The sequence below is a fragment of the Bacillus sp. R86525 genome (assembly GCF_042466195.1).
Lineage (GTDB): Bacteria > Bacillota > Bacilli > Bacillales > Bacillaceae_G > Bacillus_A > Bacillus_A nitratireducens.
The window spans coordinates 3,301,123-3,321,798 of record NZ_JAXHPX010000007.1; the positions used below are offsets into that span (position 1 = coordinate 3,301,123).

Genomic DNA, 20,676 nt, shown 5'->3' on the forward strand with positions numbered 1-20,676 from the left:
TCTCCTTCCCCACTTAAAAACTATTACTCAATGATTTTCCATACATAATCTTCTTCATTAGAAGGTATATCTGATTTAATAGGTTCGGTATGAGTTTCTTCTGCAGGTAGCATTTCAAAAGAAGAAATAAGCGCTCCTTTTTTATGCAACATTACATATTGCCCATCCCAAACATCACTATCTCTCAAAGTTTCATCATCCCGAATAGATTGCCATTCTTCTTTATCTTTTGTCACTCTAATTTCATAGATATCGCTTAACGCTTCATCTATTTTTTCATGATGTAAAATCGCTTCAATAATTTGTACTACTTTTACATCATTAGGAATCGCAATATCTATTTCTTCATTTGATTGCTTTATGTAAGTCACAATAATCTCTTCCACGTTTATTCACCTTTTTCCATCGTGTTGTTACCAAGAAATATCTAAGAATGAAATATCATCGCTTGTCGGTGAGCACTGCGCCCTTTCAATTTCTTTTAGGACTTCCTCAAAGTTATACTGCATAAGTGACATTAGTCCGTCTGAATGAATAACAATCCGATTTACTTCTTCTCTGGATAATGTCTTCGAAAAAACCTCCAATTCGCCACCAATAATGCCACCCTGTGTAGACCATCTTTTCTCTATATTTCTCTCAAACTTCATTACATTCAAACAATCCTTCTTCTCTTGAAACAATTGTACAAATGAATCACCATGTGTAACCATCGTTACTTGTACTTTGTCTTGATTTGGAATGAGCTCTATTTTCCCACCAATAAACATAGCTTCACTACCTTGTTTTCTCTTTTCTTCCAATACATCGCGAAGTAGCCACGGTGTTTCTTCTGGCAATTGAAATGCACTCACTTCCACTGAAGCTTCTTCTGTCCAATTTTTTAACTTTTTATTTAATAAGGTAGAAATATCCTGTCCCTTTTCCTGACATGTTTCAAATAAGTTTAATAATTTCATACCAAGAAATTCCGCAGCGATTTCACCATGAAAAGACATTCCTACACCATCACATAATACAAATATGAAACTAGTTCCATTATCTTGAAATACCAGAAAGTCTTGCCCACTCTCATTTAATTCCTGTGTTTCTTTAGCTCTTACGTAACTATATCGATAAGTAAAATGTTTACTATTCTTTTCTTGTAATACCGTTTCTTTCTCTTGCGACAGGATATATTTCACCATACTTATCCCTCCTATCGAACTGGCGTTGCAGCAGACATTTGAAATCCAAGTGATACTAAATCCGCATTTGTACCAGGAAACATCATCACCGCACCATCTGCAATATGAAAACCATGTTCAGTCATCATCTCACGATAGCTTTGAGGGATAGGCGATGAAAGTCTTTGCAACTTTGCACCATACTCATCTGTAATTTCTGTATTTGGCATAATCCCTTGCCACTTCTTTATGCTAGTAATTTGGTCTTGCATAATTTCATCTGAAATAAAAATGTTTTCAATTAGTACATTTCCATCAGGTACGGACATATCCATAATTCTTCGCACAATTAATTCTGGATCTTCACCAGTTGAAGCCCCGTCTGTCATATGACAGACAACAGGAGCTGGTCCATCATGTAAATTTGGTAATTCCTTTTGTAATAACTTCTCCACTACAGAGAAAGCTTTTGCTGTATCAGTTAAGCGATGCGTTTGGATTTTTTCTAGCGGACGCAGTCTTGCTACTTCGTCGATTGTTTTCACCCCACCCAATAAATCAAAAACATGATCACTATAGGCTAAAATAGACAATTTATACCTCGGGAGCAAACGACTACCTTTCGTTGAACGGAATACCATTTGGCGAATTGCTAAAGAAAGAGCATCCGTTACAATATCAATTCTTCTTTTTTCTTCTCCCCCTGCATCCATCATTTGATTCATTGATGCGCTTACATCAAGAAGATAAATTATATACGCTGGTGTTTGTTGTGTTGCTTGTGTTTGATATAGCATGTTTCATACCCTTCCATACATTATTATATGAACTATTTTTATATTCATATTTTATTATAACTTATGAATTTTCTTTTTCTCAATTCATTATAAAATTTTCTTGATATAATTTACATATTTTCACAAAAAACCATTGTTATTCCCTTTAACATATGTTGAAATGCACAAAACCCTTCTATATTATAGAAGGGTTTTAATGTTATGGTATAAGACGTGTACAATCTCTCGGAAAAGCACTCGCCTCTCGTACATTTGTTAATTCTAATAGTTTGTATACAACTCTCTCTAATCCAATTCCAAAACCACCATGCGGGGGACAACCGTATCGGAATGTATTTAAATAAGATTGAAATGTATCTGGATGTAATCCTTTTTCTTTAAAAGATGCGAGTAACATTTCATGATTATGAATACGCTGTGCACCTGACGTTATTTCTAATCCTTTATATAATAGGTCAAATGAATCCGTTTCGGCTTCGTTCTCCTTATTCGGCATTGTATACATCGGTCGCGCTTCTTTCGGATAATGTGTAATAAAGACAAATTCACTATTATATGTTTCCTTCACATATTTACCTAATAGCTTTTCACCTTCTGTATCTAAATCCCCAATCGGCGATTCTTTCCGGTATTTATTTTTCAAAATATCTTGTGCTTCTAACAATGTGATTTTAGGTATTTCTGTAATAACAGGTACTTCTATTTGTAATAGTTGTAGTTCTTTTTCACAGATTTTTGCTACTTGTTGAAACATATATCGTAAAACATCCGTTTCTAATTGCATCACTTCATAAAAATCATGAATAAATCCAAGTTCTACGTCTAACGATATATATTCATTCAAATGACGGGAAGAATTATGGTGTTCCGCTCTGTAAACAGGTGCAACTTCAAAAACACGTTCTAACCCTCCAGCTACCATCATTTGTTTATAAAACTGTGGTGATTGCGCTAAATATGCTTCTTTTTGGAAGTATGGAAGCTTAAAAACATTCGCTCCTCCTTCTGCCCCTTGCGAAACAATTTTTGGAGTAAATATACGTGTGAAATCGTTCTCTATAAGAAATTCACTAAAGCTCTGAACAAGTGTAGATTTCACTTTAAATATCGCCGCGATTCGCTCATGTCTTAATGATAATACCCGCTCATTCAGTAGTTGATCTAAGCCAACTTGTAACTTCTTTTTATTTATTTCAAATGGAAGTGGTTCTGCGCCATTTAATATTTTCACTTCGTGTGCAAGCACTTCAACCCCTAATTCTGTTTTCGAAGTCTCTACTATTTGACCAACTATTTGAACGACACTTTCCACATCTACTTTATATCCAGCTAACCCGTTTTCTAATACACATTGAATAACTCCCGTTCGGTCCCGTAATAATAAAAAACTAACATTACCTAGATGACGAACCTTTTTTACCCATCCTTGAAGTAATACAACCTTTCCGCTTTGTTCCTTACATTCTTTTGTGAGTGAACGCTTCATTATTGCATCCATTACATTTCCCTCCATTAATTTTATTTTTATTTACGTTATTGTTGTTGTCATCGTCATCATCCACGGTCACTCACCTCCTTTCAAAGAATACAAAAATCCGCCCCTATAAATAGGGACGGATTTTTCCGCGGTACCACCCAAATTGTCATAATGACCATCTTAGCCCTGATAACGGTAGGTACCGTTTGCTTTTACTAATTATCACGTTCAAAGCAACACTCACAGGTGTCTTTCCATCATGCGGTATCGCAATCTTCTCAGCAACCGATTGCTCTCTGTAGACCTTTGCACCATGTACTTTTCCTAATCATCACTTTTTATATTTACAGAGTATTCTATCTCTTTACTTTATAAAACGCAAGCCCTTTTAGAAAAATATTGCAATTTCTCACTAAACAAACCCCTTCTAAAGATATGTAATATGAACATTGAACTCTATACAATTATCATTTGACAGCTTAGAAATATGTCACTTTACCTATAAGTTAGCCGCAGTTCGAAGCATAACTTGGTCAAATTGATACTAATAACCTTAATAAAAGAGAAAGTGGAACTGACGCTTCCGTTAGTTAATAGGTCACTGTGCTCTCTTGATATGCTTTCTTTACCCGTTCAATTTGAGCGAGGTGTCCTTGTATATGTTGAAGATCTTTCAAATGAAAATAACCTTAATCTCGGATACATAAATTATTTATTAACAAAGGTGTTCTTTGGAAGGTTTTTCCAAATATATATATAGAAATGTGAAAAAGTAAATTTTAATCTGACCAAAGGAGATGAAGAAATTGTTTAAAAAATTCGGTATAGGAGTATTTTCTACAGCAATTGTATTAAGTGCCAGTATAGGTTTTTCAGGTATTGTATCAGCAAATAGTCCATCTGCAAATGAACAAGTTAGGAATGGAGATTTTGAGGATGGGCTAAATAACTGGATTTTATCTAATCCTAATTCTTCTACCGAGAATATCGGCACTTCTGAACCAGGCAATCATTATCTCAAATTAATCCATGCAGACACAGCCTATCAGCTTGTTACTGTAAAGCCGAATACAGAATACACATTAACATTTGATATAGCGGGAAGTATAGTTTCTCCATCAGAAGTAACAGTAGGTAATCTAAATGCCAATCAAGAAATCGTTCCATTAACAAAGAAGCAGTATACAGGATTTAAGCCGGAACATCATGAAATAAAGTTTAAAACAGGGAAAGATGTGTTAAACTTTGCAGTCAAACTTGCTTCTACAGAAAATGGGAGGGTTAAGTTTGATAATGTACAATTGAAGGAAAAGGAGAAATCTTATATTTTAAATGTTGATTTTGACCACAATTCAAGTTTAGAACCTCTTAAATCATTTGGCGATACAAAATCCACTATTGAAGAGCATGTAGGAGTAAATAACTCTAAAGGACTTCATTTAAAGGGATTATACGGTGGGCTTAGGGGACACGTAGCTTTGAAGCCTAATACTACATACATACTTTCCGTATCTGGAAAAGTAACTTATCCTGATGAAAGTATACACGTATATATAGATGGTAAAGTAATAGGTCAACGGTTTTTGGAACTTAGGTCCTCACAGTATGAACAAAAATCGTTCGAATTTACTACTCTAAATGATAGTTCTCCAATTGAATTGATAATTAATCTTCCTGCCGTATTACCAAGAATTGATGTCTCTCTTGATGACAATATTGACACTATTAATGCCTATCTTGATGATATCGTACTAGTTGAAAAGTAGCCATATGCCTATCGACTTGAGACTTTGAAATGTATCCAAAACGAAGTTTGTTCTTGCTACATTTATTTATGGGAATTCAGCTCGTTTTTTCATTTTGAGGAACAATTAATTTCTTAAATTGATGGCAATGTGATGCTATCCCTAAAAGTCGCGACTTTATTTAAAGGCGACATTAAAAATATTCTTCAAATCATGGAAGCATAAGTTGGCCAAAACGTTAACTATACTAAAATGATAATAGGATAGGATGTTCAATATAGAACATCCTATCCTATTTTTTATACAAAACAGACGGAATAATCAGATATTCAAAATATTGTCTACTATGTATATAATGTCATTAATGAAATGTGTTTTTATTAGTTAGGGGACAAAGCCCACAGCGGGAGGCGTAGCGTGGTCGATAGACCGAGTGTAAATAGGATTTAGGAGGTAAAGGTCTATGCGTGTACAAGAGGTGATCCTAGAGAATGGAAAGAGATACATATTAGTAGATAATGAAGGCATTCCTGTGATTCCTGTGCTCAAGTACCTCAAGTATTTGGATGTTACAGGAAAAAGCAACAATACACAGAAGACGTATTGTTATGCACTAAAACAGTATTTCCTGTACTTACAAGAAACAGAGAAAGATTACAAGGGTATAAGATTAGAGGATTTGGTGGAGTTTGTGGGGTGGCTTCGGAATCCGTATGAGAGCACCAAAGTAACGTCCCTCCGACCTGTGCAGGCAAAGAAAACAGAGAGAACGGTAAATCTTACGATCACCGCTGTCACAAACTTCTATGACTATTTGTACCGAAATGAAGGGTTACCGCGTGATATGGAAGAGAAATTGATGCGTCAGGTCTTTACAGGCGGGAGGACACGGTATAAGAGTTTCCTTCATCACGTCAATAAGGACAAGCCATCTATGCAAAATGTGTTGAAGATAAAAGAACCTCGCAAGAGGGTACAAACGCTCACAAAGGAACAGGTGCATCAGGTCTTGGCGGCTACCACAAATATACGGGACACCTTCCTGGTTCAACTCCTGTTCGAGACGGGATTGCGGATCGGAGAGGCTCTTTCTTTATTCTTGGAAGATTTCCAATTCGATCACGGAAAAGGTCATCGCATTCGTCTAACAGACCGTGGGGAATTGGAGAACGGTGCAAAACTGAAAACAGGCGAACGAGAGATTTTTGTGTCGCAAGCTCTCATGGATTTGTACGATGACTACCTGTATGAAGTGATCGATGAATTGGACGTCGAAACCAACTTTGTGTTCATCAAGCTGCGCGGTGGGAGCGCGGGTAAACCCATGACATACAGCAATGTGGAAGCCTTGTTCAAGCGGTTGCGGCAGAAAACAGGGATAGAGGTTCATCCTCATCTGTTTCGTCATACACACGCGACCATGTACTACCAGGAGACAAAGGACATCAAACAGGTGCAGGAACGCTTGGGTCATTCCCAAATCCAAACGACGATGAACCTTTACCTTCATCCTTCGGACGAAGAGATCCGTAAGGATTGGGAAAAGGCGCAGGGTGCATTCCAGATACGAAAATAGTACTGAAAGGTGGGAGAGAATGAAACAGAAACAACAAGTGTATACAGAAGAATTAGGGTTTCACGAACAATTGCAGCGCGAGCTGTTGAGTTATCCTGTGAAGAACATACATGAAGACGGCGTTGTTACCATCCAGCATATGAAGGACTCCTACTTCTTGGTCAACGACATTTGGAATGTTGACTTTTTCGAGGACATTCCGCAATTTAGGGAAATGGTGGAGAATTACACAGGCACTAATCGGAATGTGTATTTTCAAATCAACAGCCCGACTGTCAACCTGGAAGTGAAATATGTGTGGTATCAGAAACTGTTCAACGACGAATGGGCGCTGAGCAGCGCTTTTGTTCCAAAGATAACACACTTGCGCAGGTTGACAACTTTCCTTAACGAAAAACACCCTGCCCTCTCCACTCTCCTTGAACTAGACATCGAGAAGGCGGAACAGGAATGGTTGTTTTGGTTACAGCAGCAAGGAATTTCCACACAGCGAACAACGCAGCACATAATGTACGGCGAACACAAGTTTAAAACGAACACAGCAACCTTTCTACGGCACATCCATTCCAATCTCTTTGCGTTGACAGATACTCGCGAAGAATGGGACAAAGATCGATGGGATATACGGATACTGCATGAACAATATGGGATTGATTATGTTAAGAGCATTACCAATTATTACCTCGATTTCACCAAAATTGAACAGGTAAAGATGCGTCAGCACATCAAAAAATATATCAAACAACGCTTATTTAGTAAGAACCAATTCTCGTGGAGTTCAGCGAAACTATATTTAGCGCATTTGCCCAAGTTTCTGTCTTTTGTGTTTTCACAGGAACCAACCTGGAATGATTTGAAAGGTTTGAAACGTCACCATATAGAACGGTACATCCAATGGCTGCATGAGTACACCAAAAGCAACTTAAAACGTAAAGACGCACATCCTGAAAATTATATCTTTAAAGCGCTAAAAATCACGGGGAAATTTTTGGAAGACATCCAGCGATATGAATATGACATTGCACCTAAAACCCCTGTGCGATTACTACTCTTTCCCGAAGATAAACCGAAACTAAGAAAGAAGTCCATTGACCAAATTGACTATATTCCTGACTGTGTGTTAGAGCAACTCTTCACGCACATCAATGATTTACACAAAGATATCATTCCTGTCGTGTGGACCGCCTTTAAAACAGGGCTGCGGATTTCAAGCGTTTTAGGATTGACCTCTGATTGCTTGGAGCGGTTAAACGGCAAATACTCCATTGTCACAGATATTGAGAAAACGTACGTCAAAGGACATCGAATCCCAATTGATGACGAACTGGCAAATATCTTGGCGGTTCTCATTCAACAATCCCAAGAGAACAGCAATCGAGATAATAACCCGGAAGGGTTCATCTTCGTTCGTTATCGCGGGTCCCGGAAAGGAAAGCCTTATGATCGAGGTTGGATTCAGCAACAACTGAATATCTTAGCGAAGAGGAAAAACATTGTAGATGAGAGCGGAAAACTCTTTTATTTTAAAACTCATCAATTCCGACACACCTATGCCATCAAAATGTTGAACGGAGGTGCGGACATTCTGACTGTACAGGAATTGTTAGCCCATGCTTCCCCAGAGATGACCTTGCGGTATGCCAAACTATTGGATGACACAAAGCGAAAGGCGTTTGAATCGGTCATCAGCCAAGGAGTGTTCAGTTTTTCTTGGAACGGCGAGGTGCAAGAAATCAAGGTAGGCGAAGACATTCCGCAGGACATTCTGCAAGCTCTCTGGCAGGATCATAAACTGAATGCGATGGAAAACAACTATGGAACGTGTCACGCTCGTTTAAACGGCAGTTGTCCTTATATGGAGGAAGCACCTTGTTTAACGTGTAACGGAGGCAGTCCCTGTAAGGATTTAGCCATCGGATTTTCCGATTTCGATATAGGGAAATATGAAGATCACATCAAAAGAACCTCCAGAAATATGGAATTGGCAACACAGTATGGACGTGAAGACATTGTGGAAAAGGGTTCTAGAAATTTGAAGCGTTATGAAGAGATTTTAAACAAGCTACAGGAAGGGAACGTTATCTTCGGCAGAATGGAACGAATGAAGCGAAAGCAAGGTGTAGAAAATGGCTAACTATGATCGTAAAGAACATTTAAAAGCAATTCATGCATCGCGGAAGGCTGCCACTTATCAAAAGGTGGATAAAGCCATCCAAAGGCTCGTGCGAGCCAATGAGAACATCAATTTTAACAGCGTAGCGAACGAGGCTGGCGTGGCAAAAGCGACGCTATACAACAACCATGAACTGCGTGATCGGATTGAATCATTACGCCAGAAACAAGCTCAAGGTCCCACTCCAAAACAGGTGAAGCGGGAGATAGATGGACACAATAAAGATGCAATTATAGCATCTTTAAAACGGAAAATTAAAAAATTGGATGAAGAAAATAAAGGACTACGTGAGCAGCTAAAATTTGCATATGCAGAGGTTTATAAAAAAATCTAATAGCACTCCGTTCCCTGCATGTTCAACAATCGGTCCATATTCTGGAATATGTGATTGTATAAATAATTAAATTTTGAGATAATTATTTTAAAGGGAAAGGGAGTTAAATGGAATAAGATCGCTCAATAAAAGAAGTGATAAAAATATGACTTACAAGGGGAAGAGTTATGAAGCATAAAACATCAGAAAGATTATTTAAAATAGATTGCGGAGATATCTATCTTCAAGAGTTTTCCATTAAAGATGCAGATAGTATATACAGAATTTCAAATCAACCCGAAATATTTAATTTCTTGCCAGACTGGAAATCAACAAAAGAACAAAGGGTAGATTGGGTTACCAATTATGAAATACCAGCAAATAAAGCATTTCTTGATGCCGCTATAAATACATCAAACATAGATGATCATTTTTTAAAACTAGGGGTATTTATTAAGGAAACGGATGAATTTATTGGTTGGTGCTGTACAGGTATTAAAGATGAGCTACCTTCACCTAATAGAGAAATTATGTATGCCATTTCAAGTGAATATCAAAAGAAAGGATACGCTACTAAAGCGTCTACAGGATTGATTAACTATTTGTTTACAAATACAAATTTAGATGTCATTAACGCAGTAGCTTTAATTAACAACGTTTCATCAAATAAAGTGATTGAAAAATGTGGATTTACTTATCTGAGTCAACAGACAATAGAAAATGAATTATATAATCACTATGTACTGAATAAAACAGAGTGGATGAAAAATCATTAATAGAAAATGTTGTTGTTCCAGAAAAGGGCGCTTTAATGGAATGAAAGGAGAGAATATATTAGTCATGTCTAATATGTGCTCTCCTTTATTTTTAGGGATTTTTATAATTTAGGTCTTGATAACGTTCTGGCCAGCTTATGCTTCTTTTTACAAAATATTTTATCTTTCTCAAATCCATTCAATTGCACTTTTTTCCATTTTATTACATAAAATCCACATTTCCCACGCATATTATTATTAAAGTTTTATCGGAGGTGTACATATGAAAAAAACAATTAGTTTCTTTCTCCTATTATTATGCTTAGTTGTAGTTAATGAAACATACGCCTATTCACCAAAATCTTTACCAATCTCTCAAAACTCTGATCAATGGCAAGTGAATATTGATGAACCGAAAAAAACAAGTAAAAATATGCTTCAAGCTAAAAAAGATAAATTTCAAACATATCAATTTTCAGTAAAGAATGTTGGAGAAAACGAAGTATATAACGTACAAGTTGAAGTCTTCCGTAATGAACCAAATATGAAAACAAAATACGAACTCTTTTCCCTAAAAGAAGGTCGTCTAGCAAGTGGAAAAACTGGATTTAGACATGCTAACTTCCCTGTTTCTACAGAATCAGATGCGGTTGACGTTATAATCACTTGGCAAGAACACCCTTTCCGATCTATGCGAAACGGCCAAAAAGTTGAGTCTAGAAAATTTAAAGAGCATTTTGTTTTTAAAGAAGCAGTAAAATAAACTTATTGGTATATGTACATTATTACCGATACCAATAAGTTTTCCAGTACCAGTTCTTAAGCAAATTAAAAAGTCGTGGCTTATAAACGCCACGACTTTTTATATTAATTCGTGCTAATTCCTCTCGCTGCCCAAATGCGATCAATTTCAGCCGCATGTTGTCCGCCATATAAAAGAGCATCCGCTTGCTTAATTGCTTTTGCCCCGTCACGGAATTTAGCATTTGGCGTTAATGACCAATGTGATTGTAAAATAATTTTTGTTGCTACATCACGTCCAAAAGATTGCGCCATTTCGTATTGACCTTGAGCCCAAATTTCCCCATCATTATGAACTTCATTCGTTATATCTTTCGGATATACTTTATTCGTATCTAATCGGCGTAAGCACGTCGGATCTGAGCTAGAATAAGCAGTCGCATCCCATTCTCCAATACATGCTTTTCCATAACCTGTTGTCGATACTGCATCTTCATACGTAGCACCTAAGAAGTCTCCAAATCCTTCTCCCATCGCTCCACCTTCTGGTGAACTTCCGAAGCCTGGTACTTGATTATCTTGAATAGAATGACCATATTCATGCGCGATAATGCCCGCATCTTCTGCGTCATCTACACCGCCAGTACCAAAAGTTAAAGCTTTCGTTGATGGAGAATAGAATGAATTATCGTCAGTCGTACCATTTACATTTACTTTAATCGAACGATTATTAATATTTTTAAAGCCTAAACCTTGAATGTAACGTTGCAATGTGTCGATATGATAATACGACATCACATCTTCAAAGCTATCATTTGCACGTGTAAAGTTAAATTGTAAGTTTGTAGATTTTGTTTTTGCTTTTGAAGAAATCGTTACATACTCTCCAATTAAAAATCCTGTTCCATCTAAACCTTTTAACGTAACAGTCTTCAATTGGTTCGTTAGCGCTGTTGAATCTGCATCGTTATTATCTTTTAACCCTACTAAACTTCCACTAGATACGACAGGATTAGGTAAAAATACTTTCCCTGTTCCCTCTGCTTTTCGGTTTATATCAACCTTTTTAATTAACTTTCCATTTTCTGCATCAATAAATGTTTCCCATGCACCAAATGGATTATTAGAATGGACTACAACTTTGTATACTGGACGAGCAATTCCCTCTTCAACAATATATCCGAATTCTTTCTCTGTAGGAGCCCATAAGTTTTGCTCACTTGCTTCTCCAACATACGCCATTGATTTTTGTATTGCATCTTTTTCACTAATTTTTGTCGTTACTTCCTTCACACCTTTGACAGATTGATAATCAGAAACAGCAAGTACTCCCTTTCCCTCTCCGTTAAGAGTAACTGTAATTTGTTTTGAAAATACAGGTGCACCATTAACAACTTGTTGGAACCTAACATATGAAGCTACTGATGTTTCTGTTGTAGAAATATATTGCAAGTCTGAAAGGTCTGGCTTTAATCCATACTGATCAGCATTCCCTTTTAAATATTCAATTGCTTTTTTCTGTGGTGAATAAGCTTCTAGCTTTACTTGCTGCTGTTTTTCCAATGCCGAAACAGTAGAAATCGTCCCCATTACTAATGGCACAGTCATTGCCATTGCCACCATTTTTTTGTTTAACATAAAACCACTCCCCCTAATAAATTGAAACCTTTACCCCATTCCCAGTGGGCTATTACTGTCCACAAGTAGCCGGATAAAAATTGAATCTACGAGTAATTCTATACAAACAATTCTATTACCTTTACATTTTGGGTAAGTGAAATTTTCTCAATATTTATGTGTAAAACGAGAAAAATACTGTAGAAATATATTTCTTTATTCATTTCCTAAACCCTATACTTTTTAATAGAACATCAAACACTATTATTTGTTTTACTATTTGCTACTGGATTTTTCATTTTCAGTGTATTTATTTAGCGTTTTATGGAGAAAGAAATTTTCTAGAGGCCCTATCGAATGGAATATGAGGAAATTGGCCGGATAAAGTAAAGCTTTAATCAGTGGGGGATTGTCCATCCCCCGCTGATTATTAGCCCTCCCCAATCGGGCTTTTACGGGAAGCCCGGCTCCCACAAATAGCGGGATAATTTCCCAATCATACAAAAAGGAAGTTGGAATCATTCCAACTTCCTTTTTTCTTTAATGAGCCGCGCTTAATTTAATTCGAACTTTCGCTTCACCTAAAAATAGTTCATCATCTTCATTCGTTAAGTGATCAAATGTAAATTGCTTAACGAGTAAGTTTTCTTCCAACAACTCTTTATGGTTCGTTAATGTTCGCTTTAGTTCTTCCTCTGTATCAAGAATAACATCGACTCGTAAATTAACCGGTAAATTCAACTGCTTACGATATTCTTGAACCGCTCGAATGAATTCGCGCGCTACTCCTTCTTGTAACAATTCTTCCGTTACATTCGTATCTAACATAACTGTATATTGTCCGTTAGTCGTATTAGAGAATCCTGATTTTGCAACTTTCTCTACTAATACATCTTCAGCTGTTACCACTACTTCTTCTCCTGGTGCTACTTCGTAAACTGCTCTTTCTGTAGATACAAAGTGTTGTACTTCGTCTTTTGATAATTGTTTTAGCCAGCCATTTACTGCATTCACACTTTTACCAAACTTCGGCCCAGCTGTTTTAAAATTCAGCTTTAATTGATAGGACGTGTATTTCGTTTCATCGAGTTCAACATGGAACGCTTTTACATTTAGCTCATCCATTACAATATCACGATAAGATTCCCAATCCATATCATTTTCATTATGCGCTAGTAATACAAGTTCTGCTAACGGCTGTTTTACTTTTAATGAATGCTGATTACGATTACTTCTTCCAAGTTCAACAACTTGTAAAACAGCATCCATTTCCGCTTCTAATTTCGGCTGAAGTAGTGATTCATTTACAACTGGATAATCCTCTAAATGAACGCTACTTCCAGTTAAATTCAAATGAATATCTTCAGCGACAAACGGTGTAAATGGTGCAATTAATTTACTAATTGTCACAAGTACTTCATGAAGTGTCTCATACGCAGCTGCTTTTTCAGCATTCATACCAGACTCCCAGAAACGATTACGTGATCGTCTTACGTACCAGTTACTTACTTCATCTACAAGCGCCGCGATTTCACGAGCTGCATTCGTAAATTGATAATCATCAAGTGCTGTTCTTACTTTTTTCGTTGTGCTATGCAATCTTGATAATACCCATTCATCCAATTTCGTTCGCTTTACATCATACGTTTCATTCGGATTATACTCATCTAAATTTGCATATAAAACATAGAAGCTATACACATTGACTAACGTATCCACAAATTTAGATTTCGCTTCTTGTACTGTTCTTTCAGAAAATCGTTTCGCATTCCATGGGGCACTGTCAACGAGTAGAGCCCATCTTAGAGCGTCGGCACCAAACTGATTTACTAAATCGACTGGATCTAGTGCATTTCCTTTACTTTTAGACATTTTCTGTCCTTCCTCGTCTAGAACATGCCCTAGTGATAACACTCGTTTATAAGGTACTTTTCCTGTATATAGTGCTGATACTGCTAATAAACTATAAAACCATCCGCGTGTTTGATCAATGCCTTCTGCAATAACATCTGCTGGAAACTGTTCTTCAAATAACTCTTTATTTTCAAACGGGTAATGATATTGTGCAAACGGCATGGAGCCACTATCAAACCAAACATCGATTACTTCTGGTGTACGATTCATTGTACTTCCGCATTTTTCGCAGCAAACTTGCACTTCATCTACATACGGCTTATGCAATTCTAAATCTTCAGGTGTTTCTTCCGTACTATGCTTTCTTAATTCGGCAATGCTTTTCGGTGCGAATTGATGATCGCAGCTTTCACATTCCCATACGTTTAAAGGTGTTCCCCAATATCTATTCCGGCTAATATTCCAGTCCACCATGTTTTCTAAAAACTTACCAAACCGGCCATGTTTCATATGGTCTGGATACCACGTAACAGAATCATTATTTCGTAAAAATGTTTCTTTAATCTCAGTTGTTCGGATTAACCAGCTTTCTCCTGCATAATAAAGTAATGGTGAATCACAGCGCCAGCAATGCGGATAGCTATGTTCATATTTTTCTTTATGATATAGTAACCCTTCTTTCGCTAAATAACGAACGATATCCACGTCACAATCTTTTACAAACTTACCTTTAAGAAATGGTACTGCATCCGTATATTCACCTTTCTCATCTACAACATGCAAGAATGACAATCCTTCACTTTGAACGACTCTATAATCGTCCTCCCCATATGCTGGAGCGATATGAACAAGTCCTGTACCACTATCTGCCGTGACAAAATCTGCTGCGATAACGTGGTAGCCATTTGTAACTTCTTTCATTGGAAACGGTGCTGTATAAGATGTGTTAACTAATTCTTCGCCTTTATGAACAGATAATACTTCATAGTTTTCTTTTAATACATCTTGTACACGTTCTTTCGCAACAATGTATACATGACCTTCTTGTTTCGCTTTCACGTATTCCATATTTGGATGTACAGCGAGCGCAACATTTGCTGGAAGTGTCCAAGGTGTCGTTGTCCAACCTAGGAAATACTCATTTTCACTATCTTTCACTTTAAACTTAACTGTTGCACTTAAATCTTTTACTGTTTTATACCCTTGTGCAACCTCATGTGAACTTAATGACGTTTGACAGCTTGGGCAGTATGGTGAAACTCTATGCCCCTTATACAATAATCCTTTTTCATGAATCGTTCCTAAAATATGCCATACACTTTCGATATATGGATTCTCTAACGTAACGTATGGATCATCCATATCTACCCAATAACCGATGCTTTCAGTGAATTCACGCCACTGCTTCTCATATGTGAATACACTTTCTTTACACTTCTTAATAAATGGCTCAATTCCATACTCTTCGATTTCATGTTTACCAGAAATACCGAGTTGCTTCTCAACACCTAATTCTACAGGTAAACCGTGTGTATCCCATCCCGCTTTTCGTAACACTTTATATCCAGCCATCGTTTTATATCTTGCTACTACATCTTTAATTGTCCGTCCAAGCGCATGACCTACATGCGGTAATCCATTCGCCGTTGGTGGTCCTTCATAAAATACAAAAGACTGTGCGCCTTCTCGATTCTGAATTGATTGCTCGAAAATACTTTGCTCGTTCCACTGCTTACGAATACGTGTTTCTCTCCCTACAGCTGACTCTTTTACATCTACTTTCTTCATCTACAATCACTCCTTTGAATGTTTTAAAGCACACAAAAAACCCGTCCCTATGAAGTAGGGACGGGTTTAACCGCGTTACCACCCTAATTCTATTAGCTCTTCGCTAATAGCACTTAGCAACGTACTAACATACGCGTTCTTTGTAACGGTAGACATCCGTCCGAGCTTACTTTATTCAGCCACGGCTCCTCGGAGATGATTTTCAAATAACGTCTGCACACCGGCTTTCAGCAATACACCGGCTCTCTGGAGAACAGCTCACTATTATACTCTTTCTCGTCTTCAGATTTGTATACTTTATTAAAAGTTATTTTATGCCATTGGGCAATTAATTGTCAACTAATTCAAAATATATTTTTATTTATATCCTTTTTATCTATTTCTATACAATTAATTTTCAAATTCTCGTAATCCCGCTAAATCTTCATCTTCCTCTGCAAGTTCAGCAAAGAATCCCGTCTCATCTTCACGAAGCACAATTTCAAGTTCTTCTTTCGCCTCTTCATTTCTGTTTAATAACGCTAAGTAGCAAGCGTGGTCGTATCTTGCTAACAAGTGTGTAGCATCAATTTCTAATATATCATTTGTTATTTTTTCTGCTTTGACAGTTCGCCCAGCTCTATGATACGAAGATGCTAAAGCAATAAGAATTGCCGTTTCATTTGGATGATCTACAGCAGCATCTTCTAATAAATGAATCGCATCCTCAAACCTCTCTTGACTTTGGTATATTTCTGCTAAAGTAAGGAATCCTCTACTTACAAACGGTGTTTTTCCCGTTAATTGTAAACATATTTTTTCTGCTTTTCTTTCTTCCCCAGCTTTCAAGAATACTTGTGCTTGCAAAAGAAGCGTATCATAATCATCCGGTAGTTCTCGAACCATTTGCTTCGTTAATTCCAAAGCATCTCGTAACATGCCTTCTTCTTCACACTCAATGAAAAGATTTACAAGTTGCTTCGCTACATCATAATCCCATTTATTTTCTAGCGATGTTTGCAATACTTCTATTGCTTCTTTATTCATTGCCGCATTCTCGTAAAATAGTGCAAATCGCTGCGCTGCCATACTATTTTTCGGATTTAATTTTAACGAGATTTCATATAAATCAATGATTGTAGTAATCATTGAAATTTCTTTCGCGCGATTTTTCATACGATAAAAAGCTCTCGTAAATATAGATTTTTTCGGCTGTTCATTTTGTTGACGTTCAATCCATCTTTCTGTAACCGCAGCCGCTGTATACATAAATGCCATACTTCTTTCTGCTTTTTTCACCTTTAACGTATGAAGTGCTTCTCGTATTTGAGATATTTTTTTATGTTGTTCTACTGCTTTTACATATACATCAAATATACGTTCATTATTTAATTCTTTATGCATTACTTTCATTGCAACTTCAATTGCACTCGCATCTCTTTTTTTCACTAATACTTTCGCATAATGATATAGAACTTCTGTATGTCCCTCATCTAATTGTAGCGCTTCTTCAATTCGCGCCTGTTCTTTATCTATTTCATTCATCGCACCATATACATATGCAATAGCATCTAAACGCCATATTTCGGGTACTTCTCCTGCTAATTGTTCTAGTTCAGTCAGCAAATCTTCATGAAGATTCAAATCTACTGAAAGCTGTGCCAAATATTCCATATTAATATGCAAAGGCTCTTCTTTCATCCCCTGGACCATATGACTTTGTTCTTTAGAACGATTTTCTTCTTTTTCGTATATTTCTGCTAGTTGCAAATGTACACCTGCGAAGTTTTCATCCAGCTCTAAACATATTTCATACGCTTGCTTTGCTTCTGTCAATTGTCCTAATGCCATATATGTTTCGCCGATTCGATAATATGGCAAAGCAATTCTCTTTTGTTCGATTGCCTTATTGTATCTCTTCATTGCCTGATCATACTGTCCAATAGATTCATATAAAATACCAGCATAACAACCGTATTCAATTACTTCCGTTTTTTCTTTTTGTAACGTTCTTAAAAATGCTATACCTCGTTGCACGAAAGCTGTTCCTTTTATTCTATTTACATACTCTTCTAACACGTTCTCTATATTACTGTATAACTTTCGTATACCGTCCTCTAATTTAGAAAGTGCCGTTTTCAACTCAGCTTCATTCCCGCCTAACGCAATTTCAGCATCCCACAGCACCATACCAGCATTCATAAGGAAATCTTGATTGTCCTCAAATTGCTTATTGATACTAACAATATAATTTTTTGCATCTTCATATTGTTCCTTTGCCATGTATACTTGAATTAAACCAAAATGAGAATATACATCTTCATTATTTTCTTCTAAAGAGCGCTTATATATAGTTTCCGCTTCTTCAAGTTCATCATTTTGAAAATAAAAATCTCCTAAACGAACATATAAAGACGCCTGATCTTCACAATTTCGAATTCCTTGTAATAAAATTTCCTTCGTACTTTTCTCATCATCCAAATCTGATTCATAGATTTCCGAAAGCTTCGTATATAAATAGGCTGCTGTTTTATCTAATTGAATTGCTACTTTAAGGCCTTTTACCGCCAAATACACTTTTCCTAAATGTTGAGCACATCTTGCACGTTCATACCAAATGTGCGCTTCATACTTATATTCTTTTAATAAATCATTAAAGAATCCATATGCTTCTTCATATCGTTCTAAATCTATTAAAATTAATCCGTGATTTACAAGTGTAAACCTTTCTGGGCTACGTTCTATAGCTGTTAGAGAATACTCTATCCCCTTTTCGGATTGATCCATATACATGTAAGATAATGCTAAGAAACTCCACGCGACTGGTTGGTCTGCATCCAGTTGTAATGATGAACGAAAACTAGAAATCGCTTCTGCATAATTATCTTGCTCAAAAGAATACCGCCCATTTATAAAATGATATAACGCTTGATTGCTTTTCTTCTCCACACTTTGAAGCATATGTCCTGCTTTCTCCATATCTTGCAGACGAATAAAACACTGTGCACTATGCAATTTCACAAAGTCAGAGCTCGGAAACTTTTCCATTAATTTTTCTATACAAAACTGAATAAACTCTTTATCTACTTCCGCATCTAAATGTTTAATCGTATATAACCAAGTGTTTGGATTTTCACTTGTTTCTTTTAAAAATAGTACTAACTTTTCAATTCCCCCTTTATCTTGCTCAGCTAAATGATCAGTAAGAGAAAAAATTGATTTATAATAATTATGTTCTTCCTCATCTAAAAATGAAAGTTGTTCTATTCTATCTTTTGGTGTAAACGTAATAGCTAAACAATCTGTATAACGATATTTTTCTTGCAACTTATCATATTCCACAAGAATCGGTTCTAAGAAATTCGGATCTTGAATATAAAAAGCTTGCAGCACGTCGTCATAACCAGAAAGTACTTGTACATGGGAAGCGTGCTCAATATCTATACTTAATAAAACGGGAATACCTTGATCAAGTAATCTCTTATAATTTTCCACATTCCCTTGAAAATAACGATATTCGTAACCTTGCTCCTCTATATATGTAACTGTATCTGAAAACTTAGAACCTGTTACATCAAAAATATGTTGTGCTATTTCATCTTGCGTACGTTTTTCTCCCCATACCCCTAACATCATTTCTAAACTTGTCGGAACGCAATAGTTATCCTTTTGTACAACCGGAACTATTGGTAAACGAATCTTTTTTCCATCAGGATTTTTTTCTATATGATGATATAGAGAATTTTTCAAACTCTTTTCACTTTTCAATAGTGCTTGCAAATCATGAATATTATTTATTTTATAAAATGCTTCTGCACGTAAATGTATAAAATAAGTTGTATATGCATGATGCGGGAGCATGTAATTAATTTTATCTATTACCGCTAACATTTCTTCATAGCGCTCTAAATCTAATAAATATTTTACTTTTTCAAAATAGAAATATGGTACTTGAGGGAACTTTGCAATCGCATCATTTATGAGTTGTAATGCTCGCTGCTGTTCACCTTTATATGCATATAATTGTGCCAATAGGTACGTAGCTAACTCTTCACCATCTTTATGCTGCTGACCGGCTAAAAGTTGTTCCTCTGCCTTTTCCCACTCACCAGTCTGTATATATAAGTAACCCCATTTATCAAAAACTGCACGTGTACTATACTTTTCCGCCTTTTGCATATAGGCATAGGCCTCTTCATTCCGCTTCATATCTAACAAACATCTAACTAACGTAAAATATGCTTTCGTTAAAACGTCCGCATCAGATTCCTCTTCATTTACCTCTTCCAAAGAATCTTTTAATAATTGTTCTGCATCAAGGATTTTACGCTCATCAATTAACTCATCACAATATAAAGAGAGCGTTCTCATATTTGGGAATTTTTTATAAGTATAACGAATTAAAAAGGAGCTATATTGATGCATCAAACCTTCATCAGCAAGGCGAATTAATGTATCAAACTCCGCAAATGATGAAACGTTAGAAAGCCAGTTCTTCACGTATGATAACTTATTCGTTTCTTTTATATGTGCAATTTCATTATTTATCTCATGTAATCCATCTACAAATCTCTTTTCTTTCAAACAAACTTCTAATTGCTTAAAATCTAGCATGTATTCACCTCAAATAATTATTTATACTGCCATTTGCAAGCAGTATTCTAACCTACTTGCTTAGATTTTACACATCATATA

The 20,676-nt window shown here is 36.4% G+C and carries 13 protein-coding genes, 1 pseudogene and 2 other annotated features; of the genes and pseudogenes, 7 read left to right on the plus strand and 7 right to left on the minus strand.

What is annotated here, in order from left to right:
• Window positions 1-23 precede the first annotated feature (23 nt).
• The 4 genes from SJY24_RS19665 to aspS form a co-directional block, all read right to left on the minus strand.
• Window positions 24-386 (minus strand): EsaB/YukD family protein, encoded by a 363-nt coding sequence (locus SJY24_RS19665; RefSeq protein WP_377865879.1) that lies wholly within the window; start codon window positions 384-386, stop codon window positions 24-26.
• Between the two features lie 27 nt (window positions 387-413).
• Window positions 414-1,187: a hypothetical protein gene (locus SJY24_RS19670; RefSeq protein ID WP_377865880.1), complete on the minus strand. Its 774-nt coding sequence runs from the start codon at window positions 1,185-1,187 to the stop codon at window positions 414-416.
• Window positions 1,188-1,198: 11 nt separating this feature from the next.
• Window positions 1,199-1,963, minus strand: a complete 765-nt coding sequence (locus SJY24_RS19675; protein ID WP_242400022.1) for a vWA domain-containing protein — start codon at window positions 1,961-1,963, stop codon at window positions 1,199-1,201.
• A 199-nt stretch (window positions 1,964-2,162) separates the two neighbouring features.
• On the minus strand, window positions 2,163-3,461 hold the full coding sequence (aspS, locus tag SJY24_RS19680; RefSeq protein WP_377865881.1) for an aspartate--tRNA(Asn) ligase: 1,299 nt from the start codon (window positions 3,459-3,461) through the stop codon (window positions 2,163-2,165).
• Window positions 3,462-3,569: 108 nt separating this feature from the next.
• Window positions 3,570-3,781 (minus strand) — a binding site (T-box leader).
• A gap of 465 nt (window positions 3,782-4,246) precedes the next feature.
• Here aspS and SJY24_RS19685 point away from each other — a divergent pair.
• The 6 genes from SJY24_RS19685 (at window position 4,247) to SJY24_RS19710 (ending at window position 10,765) form a co-directional block, all read left to right on the plus strand.
• Window positions 4,247-5,206, plus strand: a complete 960-nt coding sequence (locus tag SJY24_RS19685; RefSeq protein ID WP_088007971.1) for a carbohydrate binding domain-containing protein — start codon at window positions 4,247-4,249, stop codon at window positions 5,204-5,206.
• 442 nt (window positions 5,207-5,648) lie between these two features.
• Window positions 5,649-6,761, plus strand: coding sequence for a tyrosine-type recombinase/integrase (locus SJY24_RS19690; protein ID WP_377863447.1), 1,113 nt, complete (start codon window positions 5,649-5,651; stop codon window positions 6,759-6,761).
• Window positions 6,762-6,780: 19 nt separating this feature from the next.
• Window positions 6,781-8,895, plus strand: a complete 2,115-nt coding sequence (locus SJY24_RS19695) for a tyrosine-type recombinase/integrase (protein ID WP_098888415.1) — start codon at window positions 6,781-6,783, stop codon at window positions 8,893-8,895.
• Window positions 8,888-9,268: a DUF6262 family protein gene (locus tag SJY24_RS19700; RefSeq protein WP_098888416.1), complete on the plus strand. Its 381-nt coding sequence runs from the start codon at window positions 8,888-8,890 to the stop codon at window positions 9,266-9,268. The genes SJY24_RS19695 and SJY24_RS19700 overlap by 8 nt, the downstream gene beginning before the upstream one ends.
• Window positions 9,269-9,435: 167 nt before the next feature.
• Complete coding sequence (locus tag SJY24_RS19705) at window positions 9,436-10,023, plus strand: GNAT family N-acetyltransferase (RefSeq protein ID WP_098888417.1); 588 nt, start codon at window positions 9,436-9,438, stop codon at window positions 10,021-10,023.
• Window positions 10,024-10,285: 262 nt separating this feature from the next.
• Entirely contained in the window at window positions 10,286-10,765 is a 480-nt protein-coding gene (locus SJY24_RS19710; RefSeq protein ID WP_377865882.1) for a hypothetical protein, read from the plus strand.
• A 104-nt stretch (window positions 10,766-10,869) separates the two neighbouring features.
• Here SJY24_RS19710 and SJY24_RS19715 read toward each other — a convergent pair whose 3' ends face one another.
• Window positions 10,870-12,381, minus strand: a complete 1,512-nt coding sequence (locus SJY24_RS19715; RefSeq protein WP_377865883.1) for a M36 family metallopeptidase — start codon at window positions 12,379-12,381, stop codon at window positions 10,870-10,872.
• Window positions 12,382-12,606: 225 nt separating this feature from the next.
• Between SJY24_RS19715 and SJY24_RS19720 the strand changes: the two are divergent.
• Window positions 12,607-12,745: pseudogene (locus SJY24_RS19720) on the plus strand (DUF418 domain-containing protein); the annotation flags it as partial.
• 155 nt (window positions 12,746-12,900) lie between these two features.
• Here SJY24_RS19720 and ileS read toward each other — a convergent pair.
• Together ileS and SJY24_RS19730 are read right to left on the minus strand one after the other, a co-directional pair.
• Window positions 12,901-16,002: an isoleucine--tRNA ligase gene (ileS, locus tag SJY24_RS19725; RefSeq protein WP_377865884.1), complete on the minus strand. Its 3,102-nt coding sequence runs from the start codon at window positions 16,000-16,002 to the stop codon at window positions 12,901-12,903.
• 53 nt (window positions 16,003-16,055) lie between these two features.
• Window positions 16,056-16,294: a binding site (T-box leader), on the minus strand.
• Window positions 16,295-16,392: 98 nt separating this feature from the next.
• Window positions 16,393-20,595 carry a tetratricopeptide repeat protein gene (locus tag SJY24_RS19730; RefSeq protein ID WP_377865885.1) on the minus strand — a complete coding sequence of 1,401 codons (4,203 nt, stop codon included), beginning with the start codon at window positions 20,593-20,595 and terminating at the stop codon, window positions 16,393-16,395.
• Window positions 20,596-20,676 lie beyond the last annotated feature (81 nt).

Coding starts and splice junctions, on each gene's coding strand:
- SJY24_RS19715 (WP_377865883.1), bottom strand. CDS start 12,381: ATGTTAAACAAAAAAATGGTGGCAATGGCAATGACTGTGCCATTAGTA.
- SJY24_RS19675 (WP_242400022.1), bottom strand. CDS start 1,963: ATGCTATATCAAACACAAGCAACACAACAAACACCAGCGTATATAATT.
- SJY24_RS19690 (WP_377863447.1), top strand. CDS start 5,649: ATGCGTGTACAAGAGGTGATCCTAGAGAATGGAAAGAGATACATATTA.
- ileS (WP_377865884.1), bottom strand. CDS start 16,002: ATGAAGAAAGTAGATGTAAAAGAGTCAGCTGTAGGGAGAGAAACACGT.
- SJY24_RS19670 (WP_377865880.1), bottom strand. CDS start 1,187: ATGGTGAAATATATCCTGTCGCAAGAGAAAGAAACGGTATTACAAGAA.
- SJY24_RS19710 (WP_377865882.1), top strand. CDS start 10,286: ATGAAAAAAACAATTAGTTTCTTTCTCCTATTATTATGCTTAGTTGTA.
- SJY24_RS19695 (WP_098888415.1), top strand. CDS start 6,781: ATGAAACAGAAACAACAAGTGTATACAGAAGAATTAGGGTTTCACGAA.
- SJY24_RS19730 (WP_377865885.1), bottom strand. CDS start 20,595: ATGCTAGATTTTAAGCAATTAGAAGTTTGTTTGAAAGAAAAGAGATTT.
- SJY24_RS19705 (WP_098888417.1), top strand. CDS start 9,436: ATGAAGCATAAAACATCAGAAAGATTATTTAAAATAGATTGCGGAGAT.
- SJY24_RS19700 (WP_098888416.1), top strand. CDS start 8,888: ATGGCTAACTATGATCGTAAAGAACATTTAAAAGCAATTCATGCATCG.
- aspS (WP_377865881.1), bottom strand. CDS start 3,461: ATGGATGCAATAATGAAGCGTTCACTCACAAAAGAATGTAAGGAACAA.